The organism is Mycobacterium sp. SMC-2 (assembly GCF_025263485.1).
Lineage (GTDB): Bacteria > Actinomycetota > Actinomycetes > Mycobacteriales > Mycobacteriaceae > Mycobacterium.
On record NZ_CP079863.1, the window covers coordinates 1,901,613 to 1,918,208 of the forward strand.

Annotated in this window: 13 protein-coding genes and 1 pseudogene; 9 read left to right on the plus strand and 5 right to left on the minus strand. The window is 68.3% G+C overall.

Features of this window, described 5'->3' with window-relative positions:
- Positions 1 to 4: 4 nt before the first annotated feature.
- On the minus strand, positions 5 to 1,645 hold the full coding sequence (locus tag KXD96_RS09015) for an acyl-CoA carboxylase subunit beta (protein ID WP_260744249.1): 1,641 nt from the start codon (positions 1,643 to 1,645) through the stop codon (positions 5 to 7).
- Positions 1,646 to 1,680: 35 nt separating this feature from the next.
- Here KXD96_RS09015 and KXD96_RS09025 point away from each other — a divergent pair.
- The 3 genes and pseudogenes from KXD96_RS09025 to KXD96_RS09035 all read left to right on the plus strand — a co-directional run bounded on the left by KXD96_RS09025 (position 1,681) and on the right by KXD96_RS09035 (position 4,602).
- Positions 1,681 to 3,226: pseudogene (locus KXD96_RS09025) on the plus strand (FAD-binding protein).
- A 17-nt stretch (positions 3,227 to 3,243) separates the two neighbouring features.
- Complete coding sequence (locus KXD96_RS09030) at positions 3,244 to 4,050, plus strand: biotin--[acetyl-CoA-carboxylase] ligase (RefSeq protein ID WP_260745288.1); 807 nt, start codon at positions 3,244 to 3,246, stop codon at positions 4,048 to 4,050.
- 33 nt (positions 4,051 to 4,083) lie between these two features.
- Positions 4,084 to 4,602: a PH domain-containing protein gene (locus tag KXD96_RS09035; protein ID WP_260744250.1), complete on the plus strand. Its 519-nt coding sequence runs from the start codon at positions 4,084 to 4,086 to the stop codon at positions 4,600 to 4,602.
- On the opposite strand, the gene KXD96_RS09040 is transcribed toward KXD96_RS09035, so the two are convergent.
- A complete protein-coding gene (locus KXD96_RS09040) occupies positions 4,557 to 5,216 on the minus strand; it encodes a GtrA family protein (protein WP_260744251.1) in 660 nt (219 codons plus the stop codon). The two genes, KXD96_RS09035 and KXD96_RS09040, sit on opposite strands and share 46 nt — an antisense overlap.
- Positions 5,217 to 5,324: 108 nt before the next feature.
- Here KXD96_RS09040 and KXD96_RS09045 point away from each other — a divergent pair, with 108 nt between their 5' ends.
- The 6 genes from KXD96_RS09045 (at position 5,325) to KXD96_RS09070 (ending at position 11,639) form a co-directional block, all read left to right on the plus strand.
- Positions 5,325 to 6,554, plus strand: a complete 1,230-nt coding sequence (locus tag KXD96_RS09045) for a 5-(carboxyamino)imidazole ribonucleotide synthase (RefSeq protein ID WP_260744252.1) — start codon at positions 5,325 to 5,327, stop codon at positions 6,552 to 6,554.
- On the plus strand, positions 6,547 to 7,059 hold the full coding sequence (gene purE, locus KXD96_RS09050; RefSeq protein ID WP_260744253.1) for a 5-(carboxyamino)imidazole ribonucleotide mutase: 513 nt from the start codon (positions 6,547 to 6,549) through the stop codon (positions 7,057 to 7,059). Before KXD96_RS09045 ends, purE begins: the two co-directional genes overlap by 8 nt.
- 69 nt (positions 7,060 to 7,128) lie before the next feature.
- Complete coding sequence (locus KXD96_RS09055) at positions 7,129 to 8,298, plus strand: acyl-CoA dehydrogenase (RefSeq protein WP_260744254.1); 1,170 nt, start codon at positions 7,129 to 7,131, stop codon at positions 8,296 to 8,298.
- Between the two features lie 154 nt (positions 8,299 to 8,452).
- A complete protein-coding gene (locus KXD96_RS09060; protein WP_313901655.1) occupies positions 8,453 to 9,598 on the plus strand; it encodes a PP2C family protein-serine/threonine phosphatase in 1,146 nt (381 codons plus the stop codon).
- A 71-nt stretch (positions 9,599 to 9,669) separates the two neighbouring features.
- Positions 9,670 to 11,202, plus strand: a complete 1,533-nt coding sequence (locus KXD96_RS09065) for a CHASE3 domain-containing protein (protein ID WP_260745289.1) — start codon at positions 9,670 to 9,672, stop codon at positions 11,200 to 11,202.
- Positions 11,199 to 11,639, plus strand: a complete 441-nt coding sequence (locus tag KXD96_RS09070; RefSeq protein ID WP_260744256.1) for a response regulator — start codon at positions 11,199 to 11,201, stop codon at positions 11,637 to 11,639. The genes KXD96_RS09065 and KXD96_RS09070 overlap by 4 nt, the downstream gene beginning before the upstream one ends.
- Before the next feature lie 17 nt (positions 11,640 to 11,656).
- Here KXD96_RS09070 and KXD96_RS09075 read toward each other — a convergent pair whose 3' ends face one another.
- The 3 genes from KXD96_RS09075 to KXD96_RS09085 all read right to left on the minus strand — a co-directional run bounded on the left by KXD96_RS09075 (position 11,657) and on the right by KXD96_RS09085 (position 16,506).
- Complete coding sequence (locus tag KXD96_RS09075; RefSeq protein WP_260744257.1) at positions 11,657 to 13,921, minus strand: SulP family inorganic anion transporter; 2,265 nt, start codon at positions 13,919 to 13,921, stop codon at positions 11,657 to 11,659.
- Between the two features lie 473 nt (positions 13,922 to 14,394).
- The gene (locus KXD96_RS09080; protein ID WP_260744258.1) at positions 14,395 to 15,588 is read right to left on the minus strand and encodes a CoA transferase; all 1,194 of its coding nucleotides are present in this window, start codon (positions 15,586 to 15,588) and stop codon (positions 14,395 to 14,397) included.
- A gap of 3 nt (positions 15,589 to 15,591) precedes the next feature.
- The gene (locus KXD96_RS09085; protein ID WP_260744259.1) at positions 15,592 to 16,506 is read right to left on the minus strand and encodes a class I SAM-dependent methyltransferase; all 915 of its coding nucleotides are present in this window, start codon (positions 16,504 to 16,506) and stop codon (positions 15,592 to 15,594) included.
- Positions 16,507 to 16,596: the final 90 nt, after the last annotated feature.

Here is a 16,596-nt window from a genome sequence, read left to right on the forward strand (position 1 = left end):
CGGCTCACAGCGGAATGTTCCCGTGCTTCTTGGGGGGCAGGTGCGCGATCTTGCGTTCCAGCAGCCGCAGCGCGGTGCCGATGTAGCCGCGGGTGTGCGACGGCGGGATCACCGCGTCGACGTATCCCCGTTCGGCGGCCACATACGGGTTGACCAACGTGTCCTCGTACTCCTGCTGCAACTGCAGCCGCAGCTCGTCGACGTCCCTGCCCTCCTTGGCTGCTTCGGCCAGCTGCTTGCGGTAGACGAAGCCGACGGCCCCGGAGGCGCCCATCACCGCGATCTGCGCGGTCGGCCAGGCGATGTTGACGTCGCAGCCCATGTCCTTGGAGCCCATGACGCAGTACGCGCCGCCGTAGGCCTTGCGGGTGATCACGGTGATCTTGGGGACGGTGGCCTCGCCGTAGGCGAACAGCAGCTTGGCGCCGCGCCGGATGATGCCGTTGTATTCCTGGCCGGTGCCCGGCAGGAAGCCCGGGACGTCCACCAGCATGATGATCGGGATGTTGAAGCAGTCGCACGTCCGCACGAACCGCGCCGCCTTCTCCGAGGCGTTGATGTCCAGGCAGCCGGCGAACTGCGTGGGCTGGTTGGCCACGATCCCGACCGGGCGGCCCTCGATGCGGCCGAATCCGACGACGATGTTGGTGGCGTAGCCGTTCTGGATCTCCAGGAACTCGTCGTCGTCGAGGATCCGGGTGATCACCTCGTGCATGTCGTACGGCTGGTTGGCCGAGTCCGGGATCAGCGTGTCCAGCTCGAGGTCCTCCTCGGTGAGGTTGTCCTCGATCGCGCCCTCGGGGACGGGCTCGGCGTAGCGCGGCGCGTCGGTGGCGTTGTTCGGCGGCAGGTAGCTCAGCAGGTCGCGTACCCAGTCGAAGGCGTCCTGCTCGCCCGAGGCGACGTAGTGCAGGGTGCCCGACTTGGCCATGTGGGTGTGGGCGCCGCCGAGTTCCTCCATGGTGACGTCCTCGCCCGTGACGGTCTTGATGACGTCCGGCCCGGTGATGAACATCTGGCTGGTCTGGTCGACCATCACCACGAAGTCGGTCAGCGCGGGGGAGTAGACGTGCCCACCGGCGGCGGCGCCCATGATCAGCGAGATCTGCGGGATCACGCCGGAGGCCAGGATGTTGTTGCGGAAGATCTTGCTGTACAGGCCCAGCGAGACGACGCCCTCCTGGATGCGCGCGCCGGCGCCGTCGTTGATGCCGATCAGCGGCCGGCCGGTCTTGATCGCCAGCTCCTGGACCTTGACGATCTTCTCGCCGTACACCTCGCCGAGGCTGCCGCCGAACACCGTGGCGTCCTGGCTGAAGATGCACACGTCGCGGCCGTCGATGGTGCCGTAGCCGGTGATCACGCCGTCACCGAGCGGGCGGTTGTGCTCCAGGCCGAAGTTCTTGCTGCGGTGCCGCGCCAGCGCGTCGAGCTCGACGAACGAGTCCTCGTCGAGCAGGGCGAGGATGCGCTCGCGGGCGGTCAGCTTGCCCTTGGCGTGCACCTTCTCCACGGCTTCTTCACCGACCGGGTGCAGCGACTCTTCCCGCCGCTTGTGCAGCTCGGCCAGCTTGCCCGCGGTGGTGTGGATGTCGACGGTGTGCTCGGCGGCCGGCTCCGCGGTGTGGTCGGTAACGCTTGTCATGGGACCCGAGCTTAGCGGCGAGCTAGTCTCCGCTGATGGACTGGGCAGCCGAATGCGACGTGCTGGTAGCGGGGTCGGGCGGCGGCGGGGTCACCGGTGCCTACACCGCGGCGCGCGAGGGTCTGGACGTGCTGCTGGTGGAGGCGACGTCGAAATTCGGCGGCACCACCGCCTACTCGGGCGGGGGCGGTGTCTGGTTCCCGTGCAATCCGGTGCTGCTCGGGGCCGGGCCGCCCGGCTCCTTCGACGACACCATCGAGGACGCGCTCACCTACTACCACTCGGTGGTCGGCGACCGCACCCCCCGCGAACTCCAGGAAACCTATGTCCGCGGCGGCGCCCCGCTGATCGAGTACCTTCAGGCCGATCCCCTCCTGAAGTTCGTGCCGCTCCCCTGGCCCGACTACTACGGGAAGGCACCGAAGGCGCGGCTGGACGGTCGGCGCCACATCGCCGCGAAGCCCTGGAAGGTGGCCGCCGCCCCCGAACTGCGCGAGGCGATCCGCGGGCCGCTCGACACCGACCGGCTCGGCGCCGAACCGCCCTCCGACTACTACCTCGGGGGTCGTGCGGTTCCTCAAGGCGATCGGGCAATACCCGACAGCGTCGCTGCAGCGCGACACCGCCTTGGTCGAGCTGGTCGTGTCCGACGGGGCGGTGACCGGAGCGATCGTGGAGCGCGACGGCGCGCGCCGCGCGATCCGCGCCCGCCTGGGGGTGCTGCTGGCCGCCGGCGGCTTCGAGAACAACGAGGAGTTGCGTCGCCGGTACGGGGTGCCGGGCACGGCGCGAGACACCATGGGTGGCCCGGGGAGTCGCGGTCTGGCGCTGCTGGCCGGCATCGCCGCCGGCGCCGACACCGACCTGCTGGATCAGGCGTGGTGGTCGCCGGGCATGACCCATCCGGACGGCCGGTCCGCGTTCGCGCTGTGGTTCACCGGCGGCATCTTCGTGAACCAGGACGGCAACCGGTTCGTCAACGAGTCCCGGGCGTACGACCGGGCCGGCCGCGAGATCATCGCGCAACTGCAGGACGGGTCAATCACCTTGCCCTACTGGATGATCTACGACGACTCCGACGGCGAGGTGCCGCCGGTGAAGGCGCCCAACGTCTCCATCGTCGAGACTCAGAAGTACGTCGCCGCCGGCCTGTGGCACTCGGCGGGCACCCTCGAGGAACTGGCCGGCAAGATCGGGGTGCCGGGTCGGCAGCTGGCGGCAACGGTGGCCCGGTTCAACGGTTTCGCCGCTTCCGGCGTCGACGAGGACTTCGGGAGGGGCGACGAGGCCTTCGACCGCGCGTTCTCGGGGGGCGAATCGCCACTGGTGCCGATCGACCGCCCGCCGTATCACGCCGCGGCGTTCGGCATCTCCGATCTGGGCACCAAGGGCGGCCTGCGCACCGACGCCGCCGCCCGGGTGCTCGACACGTCCGGCAACCCCATCCCCGGTTTGTACGCCGCCGGCAACACGATGGCCGCGCCCAGCGGCACCGCGTATCCCGGCGGCGGCAACCCGATCGGAACCAGCATGCTGTTCAGCCACTTGGCCGCGCTGGACATGAGCCGCCGGCGCCGGTGAGTTCTAGGCTGGGTGCGGTGACAGACCGAGAGCAGCTCCGGGCACCGCTGGACCAGGCCGCGCTGCGCGCGGAGCTGATCGGCACCGGGCTGGGCTGGCGCCGGCTCGACGTCGTCGACGAAACCGGTTCTACCAACGCCGATCTGCTGGCCCGGGCCGCGTCGGGGGACGACGTCGCCGGGGCCGTGCTGATCGCCGAGCACCAGACCGCCGGGCGCGGGCGGCACGGCCGCGGCTGGTCGGCCGCCCCGCGGGCCCAGATCACGATGTCGGTCGGCGTCAGCATCGTCGACGTGCCGACCGCGGGGTGGGGCTGGCTGCCGCTGGCCACCGGGGTGGCGGTGGTGGACACGGTGGCCCCGCTGCTCGAGGGGGTTCGGGTGGGGCTCAAGTGGCCCAACGACGTGCTGGCGGGTGATCCCCCGGGCAAGCTGGCGGGCATCCTGGCCGAGGTGGCGCGACCGGTGGTGGTAATCGGCTTGGGGCTCAACGTGTTTCGCCCCCCCGACGGCATCGGGGGGGCGACCTCGCTGCTCGATCTGGGCGTGCCGGCGCCCGACCGCACCCGGCTCGCGTGCGGGCTGTTGCGTGAGCTCGGACGGCGGGTCGTGGCCTGGCGCGCGGCGCGCGGGGCCGACTGGGCGCTCGCGGCCGACTACCGCGCGCGCAGCCTGACCATCGGCGCCCGGGTGCGGGCCGACCTGCCCGGCGGCAAGGAAGTCGTCGGGACCGCCAGCGCCATCGACGACCACGGCAGGCTGTGCATTGAGAGCGGGGGGCAGACCGTCGTCGTCTCCGCGGGCGACGTCGTGCATTTGCGCTAGCTTCGCGGCCCGGCGCAGCTAATGTCGGCGAGCATGAGCTACCCGGATAACGTCCTGGCCGCCGGCGAACAGGTTATCGTCCACCGCCACCCGCACTGGAAGCGTTTGATCTGGCCCGTCGCGGCCCTGCTGCTGGCGACCGCACTGGCGTCGTTCGGGTCCGGATACCTCAACTCGACGCATTGGGGTCAGCCGGCCAAGAACATCATCCACGGCGTCATCTGGGGCATCTGGCTGGTGATCATCGGCTGGCTGACGCTGTGGCCGTTCCTGAGCTGGCTCACGACCCATTTCGTGGTGACGAACCGGCGGGTGATGTTTCGGCACGGGGTGCTGACCCGCACCGGAATCGACATCCCGCTGGCCCGGATCAACAGTGTGGAATTTCGCGACCGGATCACCGAGCGGATGTTCCGCACCGGGACGCTGATCATCGAATCGGCGTCACAAGATCCGTTGGAGTTCTCCGACATTCCGCGCCTGCGCGAGGTGCACGCGCTGCTGTATCACGAAGTCTTCGACACCCTGGGGTCCGAGGAGTCGCCCAGCTGAGCCAACCGGCTGGCGCGGTTGCGCCAGCCGCGCAGCGGCGTGACGTTCCCGGTCTCGATCTCGTCCTCCAGCATCTCGGCGATCCCGCCGGCGGTGAGGACGGACTCCAGCGCTTTGTCGGGGTTGCGGGCGAACTCGTCGGGGAACACCCAGCGTCGGAACGCCCAGAAGCGGAACGCCATCTGCAGCAGGTTGCCGATGATGTAGGCGGAGATGAAGTCGGCGATGTTCTCTATGGTCAGCGACACCGTCGGCACCCGCAACTGCAGGACGTAGCTGGAAAACCACAGCGGCGCCATCGAGAGGAGCACCCCCACGCCGCTGAACGCGAAGAACAGCAGCGCCTCGTGGTGGCGTTCGCGGCCGCCGCGATCGCGGAAGCTCCATTCCCGGTTCAACACGTAGGACGCGATGACCGCGACGATGCCGGCGATGACCTTCGCGGTGACCGGCTTGGATTCCAGAACAGTCAGCTTCAGCGTGTAGAAAATCGCCGAGTCGATCACGAACGTGGTACCGCCGACGATGGCGAATTTGATCAGTTCGTGGTGGCGCAGCAAATAGGGCTGAATAAACCCGGGCATACGCTCGATTGCGGCTTCGGCGAACGGCACAAGTCGTCAGTGTACGGACGGACACAAAATAGACGCAAAGTCGTACCTAACGATTCGGCGTCACCGCCGGTCAACACGCCTCTAAAGCCGGACTGTCGGCGTGACACGATGATGGCCGTGCCGAGTACACGCCCGTCGGGAGCCGCACCCACCGCCGCGCCCTCAGTCGCCATGGTCGGCGGCGGTCAACTGGCCCGGATGACCCACCAGGCGGCGATCGCCCTGGGCCAGACGCTGCGGGTGCTGGCCACCGCCGCCGACGAGTCGGCCGCCCAGGTCACGCCCGACGTCGTGATCGGTTCGCACACCGACCTGGAAGACCTGCGCCGGGTCGCGGCCGGGGCGCACGTGCTGACGTTCGACCACGAGCACGTGCCGACCGAGCTGCTGGAGAAGCTGGTCGCCGAGGGCGTCAACGTCGCGCCGCCGCCGGAGGCGCTGGTGCACGCCCAGGACAAGCTGGTCATGCGCCGGCGGCTGGAGGCCTTGGGTGCCCCCGTGCCCCACTACGCCGAGATCCGCAGCATCGCCGAACTCGATGCCTTCGCGCGGCGTACGGCCGCTCCCGTGGTCGTGAAAGCGGTTCGCGGCGGATACGACGGGCGCGGGGTGCGGATGGCCCGCGACCCTTCGCACGCCCGCGAAATCGCGGCTGGCTTTTTGGCCGATGGGGTGCCGGTGATGGCCGAGGAGCAGGTGAACCTGCGCCGCGAATTGTCGGCGCTGGTGGCGCGCTCACCGTTCGGCCAGGGGGCGGCGTGGCCGGTGGTCGAGACGGTGCAGCGGGACGGCATCTGCGTGCAGGTGATCGCGCCCGCGCCGGACCTGAACGACGAGGTGGCCGCCGCCGCCCAGCAGCTGGCGTTGCGGCTGGCCGCCGAGCTGGGGGTGGTCGGGGTGTTGGCGGTCGAGCTGTTCGAGACCACCGACGGGGTACTGCTCATCAACGAGCTCGCCATGCGCCCGCACAACTCCGGGCACTGGACCATGGACGGGGCCCGCACCAGCCAGTTCGAACAGCACCTGCGCGCGGTGCTGGACTATCCGCTCGGCGACACCGACGCCACCGTGCCGGTGACGGTGATGGCCAACGTGCTGGGCGCCGCGACCCGGCCCGCGATGACGGTGGACGAGCGGCTGCATCACCTGTTCGCCCGGATGCCCGACGCCCGCGTGCACCTCTACGGCAAACAGGAACGCCCAGGCCGCAAAGTCGGTCACGTGAATTTCCTCGGCACCGACATGGCGGAGCTGGCCACGCTGCGTCAGCGCGCCGAGCTGGCGGCACACTGGTTGTCACACGGGCAGTGGACGGACGGATGGGATCCACATGACTGAACCTCGGGTCGGCGTGATCATGGGCAGCGACAGCGACTGGTCGGTGATGGCCGACGCCGCCTCCGCGCTGGCCGAGTTCGACATACCGGCTGAGGTTCGGGTGGTCTCGGCGCATCGCACGCCCCAGGTGATGTTCGACTACGCGCGCGGCGCGGCCGACCGCGGCATCGAGGTGATCATCGCCGGTGCCGGCGGCGCCGCCCACCTGCCCGGGATGGTCGCGTCCGCGACGCCGCTGCCGGTGATCGGGGTGCCGGTGCCGCTGGCGCGGCTGGACGGGCTGGACTCGCTGCTGTCGATCGTGCAGATGCCGGCGGGCGTCCCGGTGGCCACGGTCTCGATCGGCGGTGCCCGCAACGCGGGTCTGCTCGCCGTGCGGATCCTCGCGTCGTCCGACCCGGCGCTGCGGGCCCGGATCGTCGAGTTTCAAGGCCGGCTGGCCGAGAGCGTGCGGGCCAAGGATGAGGCGCTGCAGCAGCGTCGGGGTAAAGTTACCGGCGAGTAGCCTGGCGACGAGGCGGGCCACGCCCGCCGAGGGCCAGGCAGTTCGGCAGAGTGCAAGGGAGGCCGAAAGATGGCTGGATGGGCCGGAGACCCCACCTTTGATTTGTTCCAATTGCCCGAGGAACACAACGAATTGCGGGCGGCGATCCGCGCGCTGGCGGAGAAGGAGATCGCCCCGCACGCCGCCGACGTGGACGAGAATTCGCGGTTCCCGCAAGAGGCGCTGGAAGCGCTGAACGCGTCGGGGTTCAACGCGGTGCACGTGCCCGAGGAGTACGGCGGCCAGGGCGCCGACTCCGTGGCGGCGTGCATCGTGATCGAGGAAGTCGCCCGCGTCGACGCCTCGGCGTCGCTGATCCCCGCGGTGAACAAGCTGGGCACCATGGGGCTGATCCTGCGGGGCTCCGAGGAGCTCAAGAAGCAGGTGTTGCCGTCGATCGCCGACGGCACCGCGATGGCGTCCTACGCGCTGAGCGAGCGGGAAGCCGGCAGCGACGCCGCATCGATGCGGACCCGGGCCAAGGCCGACGGCGACGACTGGATTCTCAACGGCACCAAATGCTGGATCACCAACGGCGGCAAGTCGAGCTGGTACACCGTCATGGCGGTCACCGACCCGGACAAGGGGGCCAACGGTATCTCGTCGTTCATGGTGCACGCCGACGACGAGGGGTTCACCGTCGGCCCCAAGGAGAAAAAGCTCGGCATCAAGGGCTCACCGACCACCGAGCTGTACTTGGAGAACTGCCGCATCCCCGGCGACCGGATCATCGGCGAGCCGGGCACCGGCTTCAAGACCGCGCTGGCGACGCTGGACCACACCCGGCCGACGATCGGCGCGCAGGCAGTCGGCATCGCCCAGGGCGCGCTGGACGCCGCCATCGCATACACCAAGGAGCGCAAGCAGTTCGGCCGCCCGGTCAGCGACAACCAGGGTGTGCAGTTCATGCTCGCCGACATGGCGATGAAGGTGGAGGCGGCCCGGCTGATGGTGTACCACGCGGCGGCCCGCGCCGAGCGCGGCGAATCCGACCTGGGCTTCATCTCCGCGGCATCCAAGTGCTTTGCCTCCGACGTCGCGATGGAGGTGACCACCGACGCGGTGCAGCTCTTCGGCGGCTACGGCTACACGCAGGACTTCCCGGTGGAGCGAATGATGCGCGACGCCAAGATCACCCAGATCTACGAGGGCACCAACCAGATTCAGCGCGTGGTCATGTCGCGGGCGCTGCTGCGCTGACCTAAAGATCCGCGTGGGTTAACCTCAGACGAATACGTCTTGCCGGGCCAGGGGGGTCTGAAGTGAACAGTTCGGCTTCCGCTGCGCGTCCCCGGATGACCGGGAATCGGTGCCCGTGCGCGCTCCAGTGACCCCGGCGGCGCATTGGCAGTCGTTGTCGTTGCTGTTGGTCGAGGACGACCGCGCCGATGCGGTGCTGGTGGAAGACCTGATCGCCGACGCGGTCGCCGACATCCGCGTGGTGTGGGCGCAGTCGATGGCCCACGCCGAGCAGGAGCTGGCCTCCGCCCGGCCCGACTGCGTGCTGCTGGACCTGCACCTGCCCGACGCCAACGGCATCGACGCGCTGGACCGCATCGCCAAGCGTGACGCGACCGTGCCGATCGTCGTGCTGACCGGGCTGAACGACGAGTACTTCGGGGCTTCCGCCGTCGCGGCGGGCGCCCAGGACTACCTGGTCAAGGGTCGTGTCGAGCCGGAGATGCTGCGACGCGCGCTGCTGTACGCGATCGAGCGCAAGCGCGCCGAGCTGATCGCCGCCGACCTGCACGCGAGCCGGCTGCGGGCCCGCGAGAACGCGCTGCTGGAGCGCGGCCTGCTGCCCTCCCCGCTGCTGCTGGACGACCCGGGCGTCGACATCGTGGCCCGGTACCGGCCGAGCCGCGAGGACGCGCTGCTGTGCGGGGACTTCTACGACGTGGTCCAGACCCCCGACGGGGTCGTGCACGTCGTGATCGGTGACGTCGCGGGGCACGGGCCGCACGAGGCCGCCCTGGGCGCGGCGCTGCGGATCGCCTTCCGCGCGCTCACCCTCGCCGGCGTGCACGGCGTGGAACTGATGCGGCAGCTGGAGCGGGTGCTGCACTCCGAACGAACGGACACCGGCGTTTTCGCGACCGTGCTCGGTCTCGAGATCCCGGCCGACAGCCCGCGAATCACCGCCATCCGCGCCGGCCATCCGGGGATGCTGGTGCAGCGCGAGGGCACCGTCGACTGGGTGGAGCCGCCGGGTGGTCCGGCGCTGGGGCTGCGCGCCGACGACTGGCCGCGGCACGAGCTGGAGTTTCCCGCGGGCCACGGCCTGCTGCTGCTGACCGACGGGCTGTTCGAGGGATATTCGGGACGGGGCACCGAACGCCTCGGCGAACACGGGCTGCTCGAGTTGGCCCGGGCGCACGCGAACCGGCCCGGTCCCGAGTTCGTCGACGCGCTCATGGACGGGGCCCAGCAACTCGCCCAGGCGCACGGCGGGCTCACCGACGACATCGCCGTGTTGCGGGTGGAAAGGACCACCGCGTGACCCCGAGCTGGCGCCGCCTGCGCCCGTCGCAGCTCACCGTGCGCGGCTGGCAGGCCCTCGTGCTGGTCAGCATGGGCGTGCTGGTGCTCGCCGGCGCGGTGGTGGGCGGGCTGCTGCTGAACCGCACCGACGAAATGACCCGTGAGCTCGTCGACAGCATCCAGCCGGCGCGCGTGGCGGCCTTCGGGCTGCAGGCCGCGCTGCGCGACCAGGAGACGGGCATCCGGGGCTACCTGATCGTCGGGGACCGGCAGTTCCTGACGCCGTATTACGACGGGCAGCACACCGAACAGGCTGCGGTGCAAGAGATCCGGCGCCGGCTGGGCTCGCGCCCCGACCTGATCGGTGATTTGGACGAAATCGAGGGCGCCGCGGCCAAGTGGCGGGCGAATTACGCCGAGCCGGTCATCGCGGAGGTGATGCCCAACGGCAAGAACGTCGCGAGCAAACCGTCGGCGGAGCGCGGCAAAGCCGAATTCGACCATTTGCGAACACTTTTCGAGAGGCAGAACGCGAACCTGTCCGCGGCGCGGGAGACCGCCGCGGACGAACTCAGACGCGTCGACTCCTGGCGCGACAGGGTGCTCGGCGCGTTGGTGTTGCTGTTCTTCGTCACGGCCGGGCTGCTGTGGTTCCTGGTCCGGGACACCGTGGCCCGTCCGCTGGCAACGCTGGCCGCGGCGTGCCGGCGGATCACCCGGGGCAGTTTCGAGGAAAGCATCGCGCCGCCAAAGCGGCCGAAAGACGTCCGCAACATGGCGATCGACGTGGAGAACATGCGCAAGCGGATGGTAGAGGAACTCGAGATATCGCGGGTGGTCCAGGCGCAACTGGACGAGCAGGCGGCCGAATTGCGCCGCTCCAACACCGAACTCGAGCAGTTCGCCTACGTCGCGTCGCACGACCTGCAGGAGCCGCTGCGCAAGGTCGCGTCGTTCTGTCAGCTGCTGGAGCGCCGATACGGCGACAAACTCGACGAGCGCGGCATCGAATACATCGGCTTCGCGGTCGACGGCGCCAAGCGGATGCAGGCGCTGATCAACGACCTGCTCACCTTCTCGCGCGTCGGCAGGCTGGGCACCACGGAAACCGACGTGGACCTCGACACCGCGCTCGACTCCGGCCTGGCCAACCTGGCCACCGCGATCGAGGAGTCGGACGCCGAGATCGTGCGCCCCGACGCCCTGCCCCGGATCAAGGGCGATCCGATGCTGCTGACCATGCTGTGGCAGAACCTGATCGGCAATGCGGTGAAGTTCCGGCACAAGGATCGCCGGCCGCGCGTCGCCATCGAATGCGAACCGGTCACCGGCGGCCACGACGGCGAATGGCTGATCACCGTGTCGGACAACGGCATCGGCATCCCGGAGGAGTTCGCGGACAAGGTCTTCGTCATCTTCCAGCGCCTGCACGGCCGCGAGGTGTACGCCGGAACCGGTGTCGGCCTCGCGCTGGTCAAGAAGATCGTCGAGTACCACGGCGGCACCATCCGGATCGACACCTCCCGGACCGAGGGGACGCGGTTCGAGTTCACCCTGCCCATGCTCGCGCCCGAGCCCGTTGGCGAAGCGGACTCAGACGCTTTGGAAGGAGCGCATCAATGACATCCGAAGGCAGGGCAATCGACATCCTGCTCGTCGAAGATGACCCGGGGGACGAGCTCATCACGCGAGAAGCGTTCGAGCACAATAAAGTACAGAACCGACTGCACGTCGCGCACGACGGGGAGGAAGGCCTCGACTACCTCTACCGGCGCGGCCAGTTCGCCGACGCGCCGCGCCCCGACCTCATCCTGCTGGATTTGAACCTGCCGAAATACGACGGCCGCCAGCTGCTGGAGAAGATCAAGTCCGACCCGGACCTGGCCCGCATCCCGGTCGTCGTGCTCACCACCTCCTCGGCCGAGGAGGACATCCTGCGCAGCTACAAGCTGCACGCCAACGCGTATGTGACCAAACCCGTTGACCTGGATCAGTTCATGAAAGCGGTCCGGCAGATCGACGAGTTCTTCGTCCAGGTGGTGCGGCTCCCGAGCGTCTGAATCCGGGGAACCTCGGGTCAGTCTGGCGTTTCGGTGCTATACGCCCTGGCTGGTTCATCGGGGCAGATGATGCCGTTCTGATCCACCTCGAACACCCGGGCGGTCGAGATGTCGAAGAACGTACCGACAACCTGCAAATCAGCAGAAGCCACCGCTGCTGCCAAGATCGGGTGGCGAGTCAGCCTTTCCACTTGCACGGCTACATTCACGATGCCCAGCTGGTCGACTTCGTTAAAGCCGCAGGACTCGCCGCTGCGGCGTCCCGGGTGATGATTCCGGTACGCGACGAGACTGTCGTGTGCATATTCGAGCCAGCGACCCATCGGTGTCGTCGCGTGATCGGTGTCCCGCAGCAGCGCCGCCATCGCGCCACACGACGAATGCCCGCAGACGACAACGGAACTAACGCCGAGTTGGTTGACCGCGAAGTCGAGTGCGGCGTCGACGGATCGGTCGGCCGGATCGGTAGGCACCAGGTTGCCGACGTTGCGGAGGGTAAAGAGGTCACCAGGTCCGCTGGCGGTGATGACGTTGGGCAGGATCCGTGCGTCGGCACACGTGAGGAATACCGCATACGGGGTCTGCGAATCGGTCAGCTCGGCAATATGCGCGTGCAGCAACGCGATACCGTTGCGGTGGTACTCATCGATGCCGTCGAGAACCGAAGCGTTGGCGTCGCTGCGGTGATCGCCGCGCAACGATCGCCGCGGAACCACTCCGATCGCCCTAGGCATCAAGTGACGCTTTGGGGGACTCGCGTGCGCGTGGTGTAGTTTCGCGGGCGAAGTCTCAACGATCACTACCGACCCGCCGGTCGCCTCATGGGCGCGTCTCCAATCAGAAATGGCCTCGGAAATGGAGTGATCGATGTAGTCCGCGTTCAGGTTCAACGTCACCTCAGACCCCTTGGGCAGCGTCGACAGCACATGGGTCAGGCGGGGCAGGAGCAAGAAGCTCAGCGTGCCGTCGATATCGACCCGCCATTGCTTCGACTCCTCGCCCCCATACGGCCTGGCCTCGATGGGAGCGCGTATCACCCGGATCAACAGGATGGCGATCGCGACGAAAAGTCCAATAGCCACGCCCTCCATCAGGTTGAGGAACACCACGCCCATGATGGTGATGACATAGATCGCGAAATTGCCTGTGCGCCGGGCAACTTTGATGTGGGCGAGCGTGACGAGCTGGACACCGATCACGATGAGCAGACCGGCCAGCGCCGCCTTGGGAATGAGGTCGACCAGATTGGTGAACAGCGACGCGAACAGCAGGATCCACACGCCGTGCAGGATCCCCGACATCCGGGTACGGGCGCCGGCGGTCACATTGGTCGAGCCGCGCACGATGACCCCGGTGACGGGCAGCCCGCCGAGCAATCCCGACACCATATTCGCGCTGCCCTGTCCGATCATTTCCCGGTTGAAGTTCGTGCGCGGGCCGTGATGGAGCTTGTCGACGCCGACCGCCGACAGCAGCGATTCGACACTGGCGATCAGCGCGATCGTGAGGACACCGAGCACTACGGCGCTGATCTCGTGAACCCACGCCCGCCCTCCCGGGGCCGTTTCGGGAATACTGGGCAGTCCAATGGCCTCGAAGAAGTTGCCCGACAGGCTGATTCGCTCAACATCCAGCCCCACAGCGATCGCGAACACGGTCGCCATCACGATGGCCACGAGTGGGCCGGGGACGATACGGGCCTTGGGGGGTAGCTTTGCCCAAAGCAACAAAATTGCGATAACCAGCCCGCCAACGATCACTTCATGCAGTTCGTGATTGAGGATGCCGCTCGGCAACGCGATGATGTTCTGCCAGGCCGAGCTATGCGACGCGCCGCCCAGCAGCACATGAACTTGCTGCAGGGCAATGGTGATACCGATGCCCGCCAGCATGGCGTGCACCACGACCGGCGCGATGGCCAACGCGGCGCGAGCCAGCCGACTCAGGCCGAACAGGAGCTGCAGCGCGCCCGCGGCCATGGTCATCAGGCACGTCATCTGCCACCCGAGGTCATCGATCAGCCCGGCGACGACCACGGTGAGGCCCGCGGCCGGGCCGCTGACCTGAAGCGCCGACCCGCCAATGGAACCCGCGACAATCCCGCCTACGACCGCGGCGATCAATCCGGCCATCAGCGGCGCCCCGGAAGCGCTGGCAATCCCCAGCGAAAGGGGAAGCGCAACCAGGAAGACGACGAGCGATGCCGGGACGTCGTAGCGCAGATTACGCACGATTGAGCCAGACTCGGGCGCGTTTACCGAAGTGTTGACAGCCGCGGTCACAATTTTCACTCCTTTGAAACCGGCCAGGCAGGTCATCGGCGGCGGCCCGGTGCCGCAAGCCGAAGACCCTCCCGACCGGCGTATACCTCGGGTGTCAATGAGGTATCCACTGGGCATCGTGGGCGAGATAAGTCGAATAAGCGGGCAGCGATAGACGCCGCCCGCGAAAACGTACGTAAAGAAATTCTCCTCGATGGCCCCATTGATCGCCGACCCCGGGCGCCGATTCATTGGCGATTCAAAGAAAAGTAATGCAGTGGCCAATTCAGTGACTGAAGAAACAGGCGGATTACGGCTTCTTCGCTGGCATCCCGGGGAGAGCGTCGGTATATGCCCGGCGTTGATGCCCGATGATCGCACCGTCGCTTCGGCGTTGGCGCGTCAGCTTTCCGGCATTGGGCACGGAGGATGCAGGCGTCATCGCGAGGCTCGTCTCAGCAGCAACGTCGGGGTGGGTTATCGCCGGGGCTACCTCACGACGCGGTTTCGGGCGCACCCAGAAACACGTCGTTGTGCTGTCCCGGCGCGGGCGGGGGTTCGGCGACCGCCGCGTCGAAGCTTGAGTAGCGCGCGGGCATGCGGACCACCGTGACGGCGTCGCCACCGCTGCCCACCCGCAGGCCGAGCTCGTTCTCGGCGAACAGCGGGGTCTCCACGACCTGCTTCCACGTGTAGGCCAGGCAGGCCATCAGGCCACCCTCCTGCAGCAGCTGCACCCATTCGGCCGCCGTCTTGGCGGCCAGCGCCGATTCCAGTTCCTCGGTCAATTCGGGGTAATTCATTGCGCGCGAACGCTGGTCGATGAAACGCTCGTCGTCCTGTAGGTCGGGCCGGCCGATGAGCTCGCACAGCTTCTTCCAGTGTTTGGGCACATACGCGCTGATCACCAGGTACCCGTCGGCGGCCTTGAACGCATCCGACGGTTGGGTGGCGAAGCCGACACCCTTGCGCTTCTTGGCTTTTGGCGTGGCGTCGGGCTTGGGCGCCTCGCTCGGCTTGTTCAGGTGGATGGTGAGCTGGCTGGCCTGCAGGTTGACCGCGACGTCGTACATGGCGACCCGCACCACGTCGGCCACCCCGTGGCGCTCCCGGTTCAGCAGCGCGGCCAGCACCGCTTGGGCCAGCACGTGACCGCTGGCGGCGTCGACGAGCTGGAAGGGGATGATCTGCGGTTTGCCGGTGGGCGTCGGCATCCCGGTGGTCATGCCCGACTCGGCCGCAACCATCAGGTCGACGCCCGGCCTGCTGCCGTGCGGGCCGTTGCCGCCGTAGGCCGACAGCCGCGCGTAGATGAGCCCCGGGTTGCGGGTGCGCAAGACGTCGGGGCCCAGGCCCATGCGTTCCATTACGCCGGGGCGGAACCCCTCGAGTACGACGTCGGCGGTGTCGGCCAGCCGCAGGATCTGCTGCTTGGCCTCGTCGTCGGTGAGGTCCACCGCCACCGACTTCTTGCCCCGGTTGTGGGGCAGGAACAGCGTGGGCAGGGGCGGACGTCCGGGCAGGACCGCGGTGATGTGCCGGGCCGCCTCACCGAGGGGCGCCTCGATTTTGATCACCTCGGCGCCCAGGTCGGCCAGCACCTGCCCGGCCAGCGGCCCGGCGATGTTCTGGGTGAAGTCGAGCACCCGGAAACCGTCAAGGGGCTTGGCGGGCGTGCTGTCTGCCATGGGTCAACCTGCCTTGTGCAACACCGCGGTGCAGTAATAGTTCTGGGCGAACGGCGCGCCCGGGTCGGTGCGCTGCAAAGGTAACCCGTTGTCGGCCAGCAACCGATTCAGGGGTGTGCGAACCGCCCGCCAGCCGTGTTGCTCGAGGTAGGTCGCCGCGTCGTTGCGCTCGCCGGGGAAGCCCAGGTCGCCAAGCGCGATCTCCAGGCCGTTGTCCCGCCACTTCTGGCTGGCGGCGTTCAGCGCCTCCCCGCTGACGCCGGTATTCGAAAAGACCTCGGCCACCAGCCGGCTACCGTCGGCGCTCAGGGCCGTGATGTCGTCCAGCAGCCGGTCCTGGGCTTCTGCCGGCAGGAAGCTCAGCAGGCCCTCGGCGGCCCAGGCGGCGGGCCGCTCGGTGTCGAACCCGGCCCGCCGCAGCGCCGACGGCCAATCGTGCCGTAGGTCGATCGGCACGGTGCGCACCTTTGCCATCGGGGTGGCGCCGAGTTCGGCGATGGTGACGGCCTTGAAATCGAGCACCTGCGGCTGGTCGATCTCGAAGACCGTGGTGCCCGCGGCCCAGGGCAGCCGGTATGCGCGCGCGTCCAGGCCGGAGGCCAGGATGACCACCTGGCGGATCCCGGCGGCGCCCGCCTCGGCGAAGAACGCGTCGATGTAGCGCGTGCGGGCTGCCAGCATGTCCGTCATGCGCTGCATGCCCCATGGGGCGCCGGGCTCGTCGACGTCGGCGGAGTCGAGTTCGCCGTCGGCCCACCGGGTGAAGAAGTCGACGCCGACGGCGCGCACCAGCGGCTCGGCGAACCGGTCGTCGATCAGCGCGTCGCGGGTGGCCCTCGCCCGCCCGGCGGCCACCATGGTGGCGGTGGCCCCCACGCTGGTGGCCAGGTCCCAGCTGTCGTTGTCGGTGCGCGTCATCGGCAATACCCCTTTTCCGTCTAGTCGTTAGCCAGAATAACGATGGCGCCGAAACGACGAGATTGCCACCATGGCTGTGGCCCGGCCTGG

Excerpts from the sequence above, each read along its gene's own strand:
- KXD96_RS09015 (WP_260744249.1), bottom strand. The coding sequence starts at position 1,645 with ATGACAAGCGTTACCGACCACACCGCGGAGCCGGCCGCCGAGCACACC.
- KXD96_RS09035 (WP_260744250.1), top strand. The coding sequence starts at position 4,084 with ATGAGCTACCCGGATAACGTCCTGGCCGCCGGCGAACAGGTTATCGTC.
- KXD96_RS09045 (WP_260744252.1), top strand. The coding sequence starts at position 5,325 with ATGATGGCCGTGCCGAGTACACGCCCGTCGGGAGCCGCACCCACCGCC.
- purE (WP_260744253.1), top strand. The coding sequence starts at position 6,547 with ATGACTGAACCTCGGGTCGGCGTGATCATGGGCAGCGACAGCGACTGG.
- KXD96_RS09055 (WP_260744254.1), top strand. The coding sequence starts at position 7,129 with ATGGCTGGATGGGCCGGAGACCCCACCTTTGATTTGTTCCAATTGCCC.
- KXD96_RS09065 (WP_260745289.1), top strand. The coding sequence starts at position 9,670 with ATGGGCGTGCTGGTGCTCGCCGGCGCGGTGGTGGGCGGGCTGCTGCTG.
- KXD96_RS09070 (WP_260744256.1), top strand. The coding sequence starts at position 11,199 with ATGACATCCGAAGGCAGGGCAATCGACATCCTGCTCGTCGAAGATGAC.
- KXD96_RS09080 (WP_260744258.1), bottom strand. The coding sequence starts at position 15,588 with ATGGCAGACAGCACGCCCGCCAAGCCCCTTGACGGTTTCCGGGTGCTC.
- KXD96_RS09085 (WP_260744259.1), bottom strand. The coding sequence starts at position 16,506 with ATGACGCGCACCGACAACGACAGCTGGGACCTGGCCACCAGCGTGGGG.